Consider the following 13,478-nt stretch of genomic DNA (forward strand, 5'->3'; position numbering starts at 1 on the left):
AGCGATAGACATCGCTGTGTCGGACCATCCGAACGGCCGAGCGAGGTCCGGGATCGGCCGCCAGGTTCAGGAATGAAGCGGCGGCTGTGTCGAGCCGGCGTGCCGGCCGGCCGGGCCGTCGCCGTCGCGCAACCGGTTTCCGACCGCGTAGGCGCAGGCGAGTTGCCCGCCGGCGTTGGGATGTAGCGAGCCGGGACAGCCTGGCGGAAGGATTCCGCAATAAGCGGTCGCCCACGTATGTTGCGGTCGAGTGTTCGCGCCGTTGTCGGTGTGCCCGGCGTATTCCTGCGCGACGGCGTGTCCGGAGGTGCGTTCCACCCACGTGAGGGTCGTATGACGCAGCCAGTGGGTGCTGATCTGCTGGGCGGCGACCCACGGCAGGTGCTGGCCGATGCGGGCCCAGAGATGGTCGTAGCGCCGGTAGGTCAGCGGGTGACCATCGCGATAGCGCGGGTCTCCTTCGCCTCGCTCGGTGTGATGCGCCACAAGGTGACGGATCAGGGTCGGCGACACCGGCTGCCACCGGGAGGTGCCGCCCTTCCCACGGAGGAAGAGCAGGCACTGATCCGCATCCACATCACGCAGCCGCAGCGCAAGAGCGCCACCACGTCGGCAGGCCGACTCGGTGTGTAGCCGCAAGATCAGGATATCCAGGCCCGGTCGTCGCCCGTGCTCGCGGTGACCTCATTGATCTCCGCCAGCCGAGACTCACCGATCGCGCGCCGAGTGCTCGGCAGCCGCCGCGGCTTGTCGACTTTCTCGCCGGATTGTCGGCCTCCTCAAACCCTCGATCTCCGACGGGCGCGGCTCATCGATCGGCCGGTCACCCCACGCCTGCGCCACCCGGTTCCAGTAGGAGCCGTAGGCCTTCCTCGTCCCCGCCGAGACCGCCGCGGCCACGACCGGGACATACTCGGCGAACGTCGGCGCCTTGGGACGCGAGGGCCGGGCTGTCAGCCGCCGCTGCCGTAGCAGTTCGGACAGCCGGGTCCGACGGGAAGAGGAGGCGGCGCTGGCTCGGTGGGGCTCGGATCCCCGGGGTCGGGCTCCTGGAATGTATGGTTGGCGGCCGGCGCGAGGTCGCCGGCGGGAGCGACCCTGGTGCCACCGGCGGCGATCACTCCCAGGAAGAGGGCGACGCCGACGGATATCGTCCCGAGGATCGCCTGACTCCGTTTGGTCATTGCTTCTCCTTCGTGTCTTCGGCCAGGTCGGGGGTCGACATGGAAGCGCCGAGCACCAGCCCTAGCTGGAAGCGGTTCTGGACGCCGTAGCGCTCCATTACGCCACGGATCGCATAGGCAACGGTCCGCTCACTGAGGCCGAGCCGGGCGGCCGCGCTGGTGTCGGTGTGGCCGGCGGCGAGGAGCGCGACGACACGCCGCTCGCGCGGCGTGAGTTGTACGGCCGCCGCTGTGGTCGACTTCGGCGGTCGGGCGTCGCTCCACCGGCTCATGAACCACGCGGCGAGGCGCTCCGCCATCGATGGTGCCGCCACCTCGAGCGCGCCCTTCGCGATGTCGTGCGGGTCCATCGGGACGATGACGGTTCGACGGTCGAAGAGGAACATCTTTGCCGGCAGCGTCGGCAACTCCCGGTACTGCATGCCGAGGTGGGTCAGCTCCAGGGTATGGGCGGCCGTGATGTCCTCCACGCTGGGCGGCACACCGAGGCTCAGCACCGTCACGTTTCGCGCGAGCAGATCGTGGTCGAGCGACGCGGATGCCTGGACCGTCGCGCGATCGAACGCCGGCTCCGGATGCATCGACAGGTGCTCGTGCCGGGTGGCGTCGACCAGGTCGCCGAGCCGCGACCGAACCCGGCTCAAGCCGTGCAGCGGGCGGCCGGTCATCCCGGCGTTCATGTCGACCCGGAGGTCCGGGTCGAGTTCGGTCAGCGTGGCGAGCCGCCTGTGGACCTTCAGCGACGCCTGGGCCGCGCGGAGTTGACGCTGGCGCAGTGCGGCCACCACGAGGGCTGGCGGCCGGGGATGCCAGATGGTCGCGTCGATACCGCGCCGACCCGGCCGCGACGCCGCACGTACCGCATTACTGTCGGCCAACTCCTCCAGCGCGACCGCGATCCGGTGCCGGCTCATGCTCAACTCACGACGGAGCGCCTCGGCATCGTGCGGTCCGTGCGCGACCAGGAAACGGAACACCAGATCGGCGTCCGGCGAGCCGCCCCAGGCGGTCAACAGCGGCACGGCGACTCCGGTGACGCTGAGGCTCCGGTCCGGCACTGCGATCTCCCCACGCATCGATCAGTCGTCAACGACACCGGGAACGTCGGCGGCCGGATCGGTAGTCTGCGCCTCACCGACCCGATCGCCGATCTCCCGGAAGATGGCACGCGCCCGTTCGTACGCGACGGCGGCCTCGGCGTCGTGGCCGAGGCAACCCTGGACCTCGCCGAGATTGTGCAGGGCGCGTGCCTCGCCGGCGCGGTCGCCGACCCGCCGGTACAGCGCGAGTGCCTCCTCGCAATGACCGGCCGCGGCGGCATGCCGGCCGGCCCAACCGTCGAGTACACCGAGGTTGACCAGCGCGTCCGCCTGGCGCCGGCGGTCCCCGAGCCGCCGGGAAATGTCGACGGCGTGCCCGAGATGCCCGGCCGCGGCGTCATGCCGCCCGGCCTGCGCCGCGACGATTCCGAGATTGATCAGTGCGTTGACGCGGCTTCCGTCGTCCCCGAGGTCGCCGGACTGCTCGGCCGCCCGCTGGAAATCCGCGGCCGCCGCGGCGCGTCGGCCCGTCTGGGCGTGGAGGACACCGAGGGCCAGACGCGTGCGTACCTCGTTGCGTCGGTCGCCGGTCTGGCGGAACCTGTCCAGTGCCAGCCGGAGGCACTGCCCCGCGGTGGCGTGTGTACCGAGCCGCAGGTGGGTGACGCCCAGGCCGTACCACGCATGCGCATGCGCGCTCCGGTCACCGATCTGCTCGGCGGCGTCGCGCGCCTGCGTGTGCACGGCGATCGCGTCGGTATACCAACCGCCGCTGTCGAGGTGATCATGCAGCACGGCGGCGAGCCGGACGGCATGGGTGGGCCAGCCGTGTGCCGCGGCGTGAGCCACGACGCGGACGAGAGTGCGGCGTTCGACGTCGAGCCAGTGGCGACCGGTGTCCGGGCGTTCCGCGGCCGCCGACCCGGCGGTGACGTAATGGTCGAACAGCCGCTGTAGCGCTGCACGGCGGTCGGACGGGTCGAGGTCGGTGGCGGCGAGGCCGGCGGCGTAGGCGCGGAGCAGGTCGTGCACGGCGTACCGGTCAGTTGCCGTGCGGTACAAGAGGTTGGCGCGGGTGAGCGTGTCGAGGGCGCGCCGGGCGGGACCGGAGGCGGTGTCGGCGAGCGCGCCGAGCGCGCAGGCATCGAGGTCGGGACCCGGGAACAGGCCGATCAGCCGGAAGGCGCGACCCGCGTCGGGCGGGAGGTGCCGGATCGACCAGGAGAACACGGCGGTGACCGCGGCCCGCGGGTCGCCACCGGCATCGAGCAGTTCCAGCCGCCGCTGCTGGTCGGCGAGTTCATCGGCGAGATCGGCCAGAGACCGGTCGGCGCGGGAGTTGGCGAGTTCGGCGACGACCCGAAGCGCCAGCGGCAATCGGCCGGACCGTTGGACCAGCGCCGCCATGCCGTCGGGTTCGGCACGGCCACCGACCAGCCGGTCGAGCAGAGCGCGCGCGTCGCGGGCCGGCAGCAGGTCGAGGTCGAGGCGCTGGGCGCCGTCCCGGGCGACGAGCCCGGCCAGGCTGTCGCGGCTGGTGACGACCACCGCGTTGGTGCCCGTTCCGGGGAGCAGCGGGCGCACCTGCTCCACACTTGCGGCGTTGTCCAGGACGATCAGCATGCGGCGACCGGAGACCTCGGTACGGAACCGGGCCGCCCGCTCGTCCAGCCCCGCCGGGATCGCCCTCCCGGCCAGGCCGAGCGCGGTCAGGAATCCGGCCAGTGCCTCGGTGGCGACCATCGGCTGGTCGGGGTCGTACCCGCGTAGGTTCACGTACAACTGCCCGTCGGGAAACCTGCCGGCCACCCGGTGCGCCCAGTGGACCGCAAGGGCAGTCTTTCCGACACCGGCGGCCCCGGTGATCACCGTCGCAACGGTTCGTCGGTCGTCGGCCGACACGATCGTGTCAAGGTGCCGAAGTTCCTCGGTCCGGCCGGTGAATTCACCCGGGTCGGCCGGTAGCTGCCGGGGCACGGACGACGCGGACACCGCCGGTGAGTCGGCAGGGTCGGTCGAGCGCTGACGGTCGGCCGCGGAGCGGCGTTCGGCCAGGATGGCCCGCTGCAGGTCCTGGAGGCGGCGGCCGGGCTCCAGGCCGAGCTCGGCGGTCAGGACGGTACGGGCGCGCCGATAGGCGTCGAGAGCGTCGGCGCGACGGCCGGACCGGTGTAGGGCCAGCACCAGGTGCTCCCACAGCCGTTCCAGCAAGGGATGAAGCGCGACCAGACGCTCCAGCTCACCGATGATCTCGTCATGCCGACCCAGGTACAGCTGGCCGGCCGTGTAGTCCACCGTAGCGGCGAGCCGGGCCCGTTCCAGGGCGGCGACGTGGCCGACAATCGTCGGACCGACGGGAACGTCGGCCAGCGCCGGTCCCCGCCACAGTGCCAGCGCCTCGGACAGGTCGTTGACGGCTCGTTCCCCGTCGCCATCGGCCAGGCTCCGCCGACCCGACGCGACCAACCGGTCGAAGATCAGCGCGTCGACGTCCTCGGCGCCGGCCACAAGCTCATACCCGCTCGGCTGGGTGAGCAGAGCGGACCCGGCCACCGGCGCGCTGTCCAGCAGCCGTCGTAGCCGCAGCACGTATCCCCGGAGAACGGGACCGGCGGCGGGCGGTTGCCGCTCGCCCCAGATCTCGTCGATGAGCCGGTCGGTGCTCACGACCCGGCCGGGCTCGATCAGGAGCATCGACAGCACCACCCGTTGCTGCGCGGCGCGGACCGGCGACCAGGTCTCACCGTTCCACACCCGCAGCGGTCCGAGCAGCCGGAACCGCACGACCGGCCTCCTTCACTGTCGGCGTCCTGACGATGTCGCCCCATGTGAATACGTGCATACGTCTAGCAAACGGCGAGCCTACGGACAAGACCTAGCGTTCAGTTCGCCCTACACCGAACGGGCCCGGCGGCGACGCCGAACGGAACGGACGGTGACAACGACGCGACCCAGGTTGGAGGTGAACAGTGACCCAGCACCGGTGGCACAAGCCGCAGATGGTTCGGACCGAATTCGCGGCACAAATGAGCTGTGCGTGCGCCTGCGGGATGTTGGTAGGCGCGGGCAGCGGTAACGGCGACACCCCGCGGGACCCCTGCGGATGCTGAGTGGGCCCGCTCCGCACCGGATCTCTGACGCAACAGACCGTGGGGGTGGCCGTTCGGCCGCTCCCACGGCTCGAACTCGTGTTTTGGAGTACCCATTGAAGCTCAGCGAAGTGTGGCCCGACCTTGTCGTACCCGATGATCTTGTCTATTTCCGGGGGCCCGACCGGACCCTGGTGGCCAACCCGGCGCTGGCCGCGTGGACGACCCTTGACGATGTCGAGATGGCGATTCTGCGGGCCCTCGCCCGTGGCCGGGCCGCGCCGCCGATGCCGGTCGCCACGGTCGAGCGGACGTTGGGGAAGTTCGTACTGCAGTGGCTCGTCCACCTCCCCGGCCGCGTTCCGCAGGTGCGCGCGCCGGAGCCGACGCTTCGGATGGTCTACTACGCGATCACGGACGGATGCAATCTGCGGTGCCCGTACTGCTACGCGTCGTCCGCCCGCCGGTTGCCGGGAGAGTTGGCGCACGAGGAGTCCATCGATCTCGTGGATCAGGTCGCCGCCTTCGGCGCCCGCCTGATCATCTTCACCGGTGGCGAGCCCATGCTGCGCAAGGATCTGTTCACTGTCGCCGCGCACGCTCGCGGCCTCGGACTGCGCGTCAACATAATCACCAACGGAACCCGCGTTCTGAACGAGTCGATCGCGCGCCGGGTTGCCGAGACGTTCGACGAGGTCACCGTCAGCCTCGACGGCGGGACCGCCGAGACGCACGATCCGACCCGGGGCGAGGGCAGTTTCGCGTTGACCGCGCGGGCCTTGGAACTGCTCAACGACGCCGGCGTGGTTCCCACCATCAACCACGTGGTGACCTCGGACAACGTCGGCCTCGTCGACCAGTTCGCCGAGTTCATCGGGCGCCTCAAGGTGCGGCAGGTGCGACTCATGAGCCACACCGAGATCGGTCGCGGTGTCGGCGACGGGTTGGGCTTCACGTTCGGCGACTACATGACAGTCCAACGGTTCTCCTGGACGCATCCGCTGGCCGGCAAGATGCTGACCGACGGCCCGAAGGCGGCCGCCAAACCCTGCTCGATCCGCGGCAACTGCGGGCTCGGCGGCAACGAGATCTACGTCAACTCGCTCGGCGACGTGTACCCGTGCAAGCTCATCACCGACCGGCCGCACAAGGCCGGCAACATTCGCGAGCAACCCCTCGCTGAGATCTTCGCGTCGCCCGTGCTCGCGGATCTGCGCGGCAGCAGCGTGTTCCACGGCACCAACCTGGAGGACTGCCACCGGTGCTACATCCGCGGGGCATGCGGTGGCGGCTGTCGCGCCTTTCACGCGGCCCAGTCCGGCGACGTCAAGCGGAACAGCCGCGCGCACTGCCGGATCCTGCGGCACTCGATGATCAGCAGCATGTGGCGGGCGAGCGGCTATACCGGCGCCGACCTGATGAACCACCAGGAGGACATGATGACGCCACGGTTGGTTCGCGACGACGAGGTTCATCCGGTGCACGAGGACTGGCGCACCGATGGCCGCCGTCTGCTCCCGGTGCTGACGTGAGGAGCCGGCGATGACGCTGAGCGTGGCCGACAACGTGGTCTGGATCGACTCCGACGACGAGGTGCGCCTGTACGACGCCGAAAGCGGCGAGTTCCGGACCCTGAACGACAGTGCCGCGCACATCTGGCGACTGGTCGCCGACGGACGCAAGACCGACGAGATCGTCGCTGAACTGAAGGTCCGGTTCGCCGCCGACGACGAGCACGAGGCCGGGCTCATCGCCCGCGACGTCGTCGAGTTCATCGCGACGTTGCGGGACGCCGGACTCATTCACGACGAAAGCGACGTGGTTGCGCGATGAAAGCCAGCGGTACCCCACATGTGATGCTCGTGCGGGCGGCGCTCCGGCGCACCGGCCGCGCGCAGGTGTTCGTCACCGGCACCAGCATGTTGCCGACGATCCAACCGGGAACGCGGGTGACCATCACCGCCCGGCCGTTCGAGGCGGTGCGCACCGGCGACGTCGTCGCGTTCGCTCTCGGGCCGGACATCTTCGTGCACCGCGTCGTCGATCGCGACCGGAACCGGCTGGTGACCCTCGGCGACAACATGCCACTACTCGACCCGCCGGTCCACGCCCAGGCGTTTCTGGGCCACGGCGAGGGGATCGCGGACCCGGTGGCGCGGCCCGTGGGCGGCGACATCCCGGCCACCGACCTCACAGATACGACGATCTGGTGTCCCCGGCCACCGTCGGACCGGTCGCCGGTGCAACGGCTGGCGGTGCTCGGGGCCACCGTGCGCACCGCCGACCCGCACGCGTTCGGGCCGACGGCGGCCCCCCGCGGTGGGCGGATCGCGGTGTCCGGGTTCGGGGCCGGTACCGTGTCGCAGATTCCGGCGCTCATGCGTGCCGTCGACGGACCGTGTCACCTGCTCGTCGGATACCGGTTCGGCCGGCCCGAAGACACCGGATGCCTACCGCCCGACGTGGCTGACCACCACGTCCGCCCCGCCGCACCCCTTCGGGAGGTCTCGCTGGAGGCGGCGCTGAATACGATTGCCGGGGTCTTCGGCGGTGGCCGTGTCAGCGACGGGCTGGTGAGTGCGCGATGACACCCGCGGTAACCGTCGTCGATGCCGTGAAGCGGTACCGGGACAGCGACCACAACGCGGTCGACGGCATCACCTTCGACATCCAGACTGGACAGGTGGTGGGCATCCTCGGGCCCAACGGCGCCGGGAAGTCCACGTTGATCAAGCTGATCTGCGGTGTCATGCCACCGACGAGCGGCGCGGTCGCCATCTTCGGCGCGGACCCCGCCGACTACCGGATCCGGCGCGACCTCGGTGCTGTGCATCAGACCACCTCGTTCGACATGATGCTGCCGGTGCTGGACAACCTCCGCATCGCCGCCGCGTTCCGGGGTCTGCGCTGGCAGTCGGTCAGGTCGCACGTCGATTCGTTGCTGGCCGCGTTCAACCTGGTCAGCTGCGTCGATCAGTTGGTGTTCACCCTTTCCGGTGGCCAGCAGCGAAGGCTTCAGGTGGTGCGTGCCCTGCTGCGGGTGCCGCGTCTGCTGCTGCTCGACGAGCCGTCCGCCGGCATGGATGTCGCCGGACGCCGACTGGTGTGGCAGCTTCTCGACGAAATCACGGCCGGGTACGGCACCACCGTGCTGTGGACGAGCCACAACATCGACGAACTCGAACGCAAATGCGAGCAGGTTCTGGTCATCAACCGCGGCCGGCTGGTGGAGTATGCCAGCCCGACCGAACTCGTCGACCGATTCGGGCAGAGTCATCTCGCGATCCGTCCGGCACTGGCCGACCACGGGCCGCGGATCGTCGAGTTCGCTGCCTGCGCGGGGTTGCACGGCGAAGCCGGCACCGGCGTGGTGCGGCTGTCCGGGCCGGATGTCGCCGACCGGTTGCCGGGGCTGCTCGCGACGCTGTGGGAACACGGGGTCGGCGTCGTCTCGGTCGAAGTGAGGCGCACGTCGTTGGAGGATGTGTTCATGAAGTTGACCGCGGAGGAAGCCGACCGGGAGGAAGTGGGGAGCGTCGCATGACCACCATCGACGTGGCGTCCATGCCGAACAGCGGGACACCGTGGAAACGCGGGGACTTCGCCGCCACGCTGTACCGCGAAACTCTTCTCCTCACGAACAATCGGACCAACCTCCTGCTGGCGGTCACGCCGACCATCATCTACATCGTGCTGTTCTCGACGTCGTTGAACAGGCTCGTGCCGAATGTGCGCTACCACGACCTGACGATCCCGTATCACGACTTCGCCATTCCCGGGCTCATGTTCTCCTCGCTCCTGGCCGCGTCGTCCAATGCGGCCACGGCGCTGTTCCAGGAGCGGATGGGCAACATGACGGTGGAGCTGTGGACGACCCCGTTGCGGCGGGGGCGGTACATTGCCGCGAAGCTGTTGGCCGGCGCCGTACTGGTGATCGTCCAGGCGCTCGGAGCGCTCGCCGTCTCGGCGCTGCTGTTCCGGACCACCTGGCCGGTGGACCGCTGGGCGGCGCTGCTGACGGGCGCCCTCGTGGCGTCGTTCGCGTTCAACGGCATCTACCTGCTGCTCGCCCTGTACGTGCACGACTTCCAGCGGTTCATCGTGCTGGTGAATGTCGTCACGCCGATCCTGCTCTTCGCCAGTCCGTCGTTCTACCCGGCGGCCCAGATGGCACCACCGCTGCGCTTCCTCTCGAACTTCAACCCGGTGACGTACGGCGTCTCGGGTCTGCGCGACGGCCTCGTCCTCGGCTTCGGCTCCGCGCTGCCCGCCATGCTGCTGATGGCTTGCGTGGCTGTCATCACGGGCCTGATCGTCGGTCGTGCCCTGCGGCGACGAGCCCAGGACGTCTGACGGAGCGGACAAGTCTCCCATGGCGAGCGGGTGCAGAAAGGTGCAGTTCGGCGACAACGCCCGCTCCGCCCGGTGAACTGGCTGCCATGGTCGAAGTACGGGTCCTCGATCCAGTCGAAATGTGGCGACCGGGCCGACAGGTTTCACCGGAGCATGTACTGAAGCCCCGCGAAAGCCTCACCACCGACTCATTGATCGCACTCGACGACCTGATGGAGGTCGAGCTGCGGCCCGCCTGCCGGCACCACGGCGCAGCGGGGGAGTTGCTGGAGCAGATGGCCGCGAGTCGGGAGGGGCACCGGCTCGCCGCCCGACTCATCGTCGCCCTGCACGGTCTCGGCAGGACGAACGACGCATCGGAAGTGCCGGCCGTCGCCCGGCGCCCTGCCGTCCACCGACGCGCCGGGTTGTGGGTCTGGTCGATTCCGCCACGGTTGTAACGGATGCCGGGCCTGGAGGGTCGGCGCTCACGAATCGCTGCAGATCTCTGCACCGATAGCCGGACGCTTCCCGCTCCGGGGCGCCCGGCGTCGTCGCGTTCTCGCCGTACGCGACCGCCTGCACCCGCTGGGCCACGAGCACCTCCTCGGCGATCCGTGTGAACAGCTCGTCCTTGCAGTGGAAACACCGGTCGGGGCCGTTGCGCCGGTACCCGGAGCGGTCACCCTCGTTGGTGTGCACCTCGACGACCGGGACCCGATGTGGCGGGCGACCCGGTGCGCGGCGGCGGCCAACTGCAGGCGCTACTTCCAGTTTTTCGCCGTCATGGCGTCGAGTTGTGGCTGCCCGAGTTCGGCGGTGCGGTCGACGAGGCGGATCCGGTCCATCAGGCGGTTTTACTGGTGTTGGGCTGTCAGTCGCGGCGAGAGGTCATCGCCGTCGACGCCCACGAACCGGTGATCGACCCGGCCACGTTCGACCTCGCCCGGGAGATCCTCGTCGAACGCCCCACGCATCGACGCGGACGCCCTCGACGCCAAGTCCTCGAAGCCGTCCAGGACTTCAGTATGAGGCTCATTGCGTCCCGGCGGCCACGACATGTGCCTATCCTGGCCGTAAGCCTCGTCGGCGTACGCGAGCCGAACCTTCTCCTCGTCCGGACTCCCGCCCCTCTCGTCCAATCAAACCCAGCAGAACCTACTTTTTCAGGTCGAAGTAGCCAGATTCCCACCTTCAGTAGAGGCGAATGTAGTCGATGTCGAACGGCCCGGCGTTGATCGACGGATCGAGGCGCAGTCGGCGGATCGTGCCGGTCCAGGCCGGATTCTGTCCCATGTCGACCGTGTAGATGGTGTAGTCACCGTCGACCTTCTTCGTCTGCCAGGTGACCCTCTTCGCCCCGTTCCACACCGGGTCCGAGCTGGTGACGAAGAAGAACTCACCCGCCGCCGAAGCGGTTCCGTTCCTGGCGCGGATCTCGATGTGGCGCACGGTTCGCGCGTCGAGGTTGAGCGAGTCCGGCGAGTGCATGAATGGGTCGTTGCCGCTCGACCGCAGTTTCAGCGAGCCATCCGTCATCGTGCCGGTGAGCTGGCTCGTCAGCGCCCAACCGTCCATCCGGCCCGGATCGACGGTGTCGTTGAACTCCCAGGATCTCGCATTTGCCGGGTAACCGATCGTCGGGACCCAGCTGACAGGGCCAGGGTTGACGCCGGCATCGGTGGACACCTCGAAGCGGATGACGTCGCCCTTGGCCACCGGCAGACGGTGGATGTCGGTGACGTTTCCCTGCCGGTCGCCCGAGGCGATCCGGCTCGGACCCCACACGGTCGCGCCGTTGACTGCGATGCGTGCCGTCACGTCCTTGCCGTCGGGTGCGGACTTGAGCGCGCGGCCGCGCACGGTCACCGTTCCCGGCTCCTGAGCCGTCCAGGCACGCGCCACCCGGCAGTCGCCGCATGCTGCTGGCTGCTGCTCGAACCGCGTCACCGAGGCTCCCGACGGGTGGCGCCAGGCACCCGTGCCCTGGTCGAACGTCAGGTTCGACCATGCGCTCCCGTTGTCGCCGTACTGGTAGGTCCAGCCGTTTGCCGACTGGTCGCCGCGGAACTGTTGCGCTGCGTGGAAGCCGGATCCGGGTGAGGCCAGCGTCGCGTTGTTCGCCACCGCGAACCCAGTGAAGTCGCCGCCGTGACACGTGTTGAGGAATCCGGTCGGCTCGACGTAGACGTTGTCGCGGATGGCACCGGTCGGCTTGCTCTGGTTGTTGCCGCGGCTGATCGCCCCGACGCACGGAGCCCGCCTCGACGTCGCGTTGTTCACGAAGTAGTTCCCGCTCACCTCCGTGTTTGTGCTGAAGTCGGAGGGACCCCAGATCGCATGCAGGGCAACCGCTGGCCCGGCATTGTCGGCCAGGAGGTTGTTGCGCACCCGCACGTTCTCGAGCTTCGTCTCGAAGTTCACGGCGACCTGGTCCGGAGACCCGGTGTCGGGAACTGCGGTGATCATCGAGTTCACGATGGAGATATTGCGCACCCGGCCGAGGAACACGGCGGCCGTGCCGGTCGGGGTGTGGCACGCGGCCTCCCGCGTGAGAACCGAGTTCAGCACGACCGTGTCCCGCACGTTCACCAACCGCAGACCCTCGCAGCCGCTCGACCGGCCGGCGCCGTTGTCGTCGTGGAGGTTCAGGCGGTTCAGTTCGACGTCGCGGACCAGGCCGTCGCCGGAGGTGCCGTCGAGCGGCGCGGTGAGGCCGTTGCACCAGTCGAACGAGACGCTGCTGTCGTTGCGTGTCCCCTCGACGTTCGTGATCCGCACCTTGCGTAGGGCGTAGTCCGATGCGCCGAACGGCGGCGGGGTACCGGTGATCTCGATGCCCGCGGAGATGTGCACCCGGTCGTTGACGGCGCAGTCGCCGCCCCGGATGCCGGTGATGTCATGCAGGTACAGGTCGCTGAGGGTCAAGTTCTCGCGACCGAGTTTGGTGACGAACACCAGGATGCCGACACCGGCGTTCCCGACCTCGAGGTTGCTGATGCGCCAGTGCGACGGATTGTCCAGCCTGACCCCGCGGTCCTTCACGTCGCCATTGCGGATGATGCTCGGCCGCGGTCCGTCTCCGTACGCGTCGACTACAACGGGTGCGCCCGCGCTGCCAGTCCCGCGCAGCGACAGCTGCTGGTTCCACGTCGCGCCCCGGGCGAGGAGAACTTTGTCGCCGGGTCCGAAGCCGGTACCGGCACTGCGGGTGTTGACGGGCATGAAGTCGCACCACGGGCGGGACGGCGACGTGCCCGGGGCATCGTTGCTGCAGGCTCCACCCGCACGGTTGTCGACGAAGTACGCGGTTCCCTCGTCTGCCGCGTCCGCGGACAGCGACATGACGCCCTGGAGGATCAGAAATCCCTGCAGAAGTGCCAGTACGATGCCCGCTACCAGGGCTTTCTTGCTCACCGGAGGACCCTCTCCTCATAGCTGACCCGTAGCCGATCGGGCCCCCGGCACGATACAGAATGCGGCTGGCGGTGGACTCACGCGCCGCTGTCTCGCGTCACCGCCCGTACGTCACGCCGATCTCCGCCCACACACGGTCGAGGGGTCGTCATCACCGACAGCGTCTCGGCGTGGGGCATCAGCGGGCTTTCCAGCCGGCCGGCCCGCAGGCATTCGTGTATCTCGGCCCGCTTGCGGTTGACCGGCGGACCGTTGTCACTCAGCTCGGCGGTGATCCGCGGGGCCCCGTAGGTGCCGTCGAACGCCCTGTGCACGGCCGTGATCTGACCGGCCAACGCACGATCGGCGGCGTCACGAGCAGCCCGCGCCGTGGCGGTAGACCGCCAGTAGTAGAGACTCGACCGGGCCACCCCGAC

13 protein-coding genes and 1 pseudogene are annotated in these 13,478 nt (G+C 69.2%); 7 read left to right on the forward strand and 7 right to left on the reverse strand.

What is annotated here, in order from left to right:
• Nucleotides 1-66: 66 nt before the first annotated feature.
• The 4 genes from Vau01_RS64355 to Vau01_RS60600 form a co-directional block, all read right to left on the reverse strand.
• Nucleotides 67-639: a tyrosine-type recombinase/integrase gene (locus tag Vau01_RS64355; protein WP_239153065.1), complete on the reverse strand. Its 573-nt coding sequence runs from the start codon at nucleotides 637-639 to the stop codon at nucleotides 67-69.
• Between the two features lie 314 nt (nucleotides 640-953).
• The gene (locus tag Vau01_RS60590; RefSeq protein WP_204013723.1) at nucleotides 954-1,184 is read right to left on the reverse strand and encodes a hypothetical protein; all 231 of its coding nucleotides are present in this window, start codon (nucleotides 1,182-1,184) and stop codon (nucleotides 954-956) included.
• On the reverse strand, nucleotides 1,181-2,242 hold the full coding sequence (locus tag Vau01_RS60595; RefSeq protein WP_204013726.1) for a helix-turn-helix transcriptional regulator: 1,062 nt from the start codon (nucleotides 2,240-2,242) through the stop codon (nucleotides 1,181-1,183). The genes Vau01_RS60590 and Vau01_RS60595 overlap by 4 nt, the downstream gene beginning before the upstream one ends.
• A gap of 21 nt (nucleotides 2,243-2,263) precedes the next feature.
• Nucleotides 2,264-5,008 carry an AfsR/SARP family transcriptional regulator gene (locus Vau01_RS60600; RefSeq protein WP_204013729.1) on the reverse strand — a complete coding sequence of 915 codons (2,745 nt, stop codon included), beginning with the start codon at nucleotides 5,006-5,008 and terminating at the stop codon, nucleotides 2,264-2,266.
• A gap of 185 nt (nucleotides 5,009-5,193) precedes the next feature.
• Here Vau01_RS60600 and stsA point away from each other — a divergent pair, with 185 nt between their 5' ends.
• The 7 genes from stsA (at nucleotide 5,194) to Vau01_RS60630 (ending at nucleotide 10,106) form a co-directional block, all read left to right on the forward strand.
• Nucleotides 5,194-5,334 carry a StsA family sactipeptide RiPP gene (gene stsA, locus Vau01_RS65595; protein WP_373320509.1) on the forward strand — a complete coding sequence of 47 codons (141 nt, stop codon included), beginning with the start codon at nucleotides 5,194-5,196 and terminating at the stop codon, nucleotides 5,332-5,334.
• Nucleotides 5,335-5,429: 95 nt separating this feature from the next.
• Nucleotides 5,430-6,845, forward strand: a complete 1,416-nt coding sequence (stsB, locus tag Vau01_RS60605; protein ID WP_204013731.1) for a StsB family radical SAM/SPASM domain sactipeptide maturase — start codon at nucleotides 5,430-5,432, stop codon at nucleotides 6,843-6,845.
• 10 nt (nucleotides 6,846-6,855) lie between these two features.
• The gene (locus Vau01_RS60610; protein WP_204013734.1) at nucleotides 6,856-7,146 is read left to right on the forward strand and encodes a PqqD family protein; all 291 of its coding nucleotides are present in this window, start codon (nucleotides 6,856-6,858) and stop codon (nucleotides 7,144-7,146) included.
• Nucleotides 7,143-7,901 carry a S24/S26 family peptidase gene (locus Vau01_RS60615; protein ID WP_204013737.1) on the forward strand — a complete coding sequence of 253 codons (759 nt, stop codon included), beginning with the start codon at nucleotides 7,143-7,145 and terminating at the stop codon, nucleotides 7,899-7,901. Before Vau01_RS60610 ends, Vau01_RS60615 begins: the two co-directional genes overlap by 4 nt.
• Nucleotides 7,898-8,857 (forward strand): ABC transporter ATP-binding protein, encoded by a 960-nt coding sequence (locus Vau01_RS60620; RefSeq protein WP_204013740.1) that lies wholly within the window; start codon nucleotides 7,898-7,900, stop codon nucleotides 8,855-8,857. The genes Vau01_RS60615 and Vau01_RS60620 overlap by 4 nt, the downstream gene beginning before the upstream one ends.
• Nucleotides 8,854-9,666, forward strand: coding sequence for an ABC transporter permease (locus Vau01_RS60625; RefSeq protein ID WP_204013743.1), 813 nt, complete (start codon nucleotides 8,854-8,856; stop codon nucleotides 9,664-9,666). The genes Vau01_RS60620 and Vau01_RS60625 overlap by 4 nt, the downstream gene beginning before the upstream one ends.
• Before the next feature lie 86 nt (nucleotides 9,667-9,752).
• Nucleotides 9,753-10,106, forward strand: a complete 354-nt coding sequence (locus tag Vau01_RS60630; protein WP_204013746.1) for a BTAD domain-containing putative transcriptional regulator — start codon at nucleotides 9,753-9,755, stop codon at nucleotides 10,104-10,106.
• 396 nt (nucleotides 10,107-10,502) lie between these two features.
• On the opposite strand, the gene Vau01_RS60635 is transcribed toward Vau01_RS60630, so the two are convergent.
• From Vau01_RS60635 to Vau01_RS65600, 3 genes and pseudogenes are all read right to left on the reverse strand, one after another.
• On the reverse strand, nucleotides 10,503-10,787 hold the full coding sequence (locus tag Vau01_RS60635) for a hypothetical protein (protein WP_204013749.1): 285 nt from the start codon (nucleotides 10,785-10,787) through the stop codon (nucleotides 10,503-10,505).
• Between the two features lie 52 nt (nucleotides 10,788-10,839).
• Nucleotides 10,840-13,062, reverse strand: a complete 2,223-nt coding sequence (locus tag Vau01_RS60640) for a hypothetical protein (RefSeq protein WP_204013752.1) — start codon at nucleotides 13,060-13,062, stop codon at nucleotides 10,840-10,842.
• Nucleotides 13,063-13,283: 221 nt separating this feature from the next.
• A pseudogene (locus tag Vau01_RS65600) lies at nucleotides 13,284-13,478 on the reverse strand (IS3 family transposase); the annotation flags it as partial.

The organism is Virgisporangium aurantiacum, assembly GCF_016863635.1.
Lineage (GTDB): Bacteria > Actinomycetota > Actinomycetes > Mycobacteriales > Micromonosporaceae > Virgisporangium > Virgisporangium aurantiacum.

Bases quoted from the DNA above. Each gene is read 5' to 3' on its own strand.
- Vau01_RS60630 (WP_204013746.1), top strand. From the start codon at position 9,753: ATGGTCGAAGTACGGGTCCTCGATCCAGTCGAAATGTGGCGACCGGGC.
- Vau01_RS60620 (WP_204013740.1), top strand. From the start codon at position 7,898: ATGACACCCGCGGTAACCGTCGTCGATGCCGTGAAGCGGTACCGGGAC.
- Vau01_RS60610 (WP_204013734.1), top strand. From the start codon at position 6,856: ATGACGCTGAGCGTGGCCGACAACGTGGTCTGGATCGACTCCGACGAC.
- Vau01_RS60625 (WP_204013743.1), top strand. From the start codon at position 8,854: ATGACCACCATCGACGTGGCGTCCATGCCGAACAGCGGGACACCGTGG.
- Vau01_RS60615 (WP_204013737.1), top strand. From the start codon at position 7,143: ATGAAAGCCAGCGGTACCCCACATGTGATGCTCGTGCGGGCGGCGCTC.
- Vau01_RS60590 (WP_204013723.1), bottom strand. From the start codon at position 1,184: ATGACCAAACGGAGTCAGGCGATCCTCGGGACGATATCCGTCGGCGTC.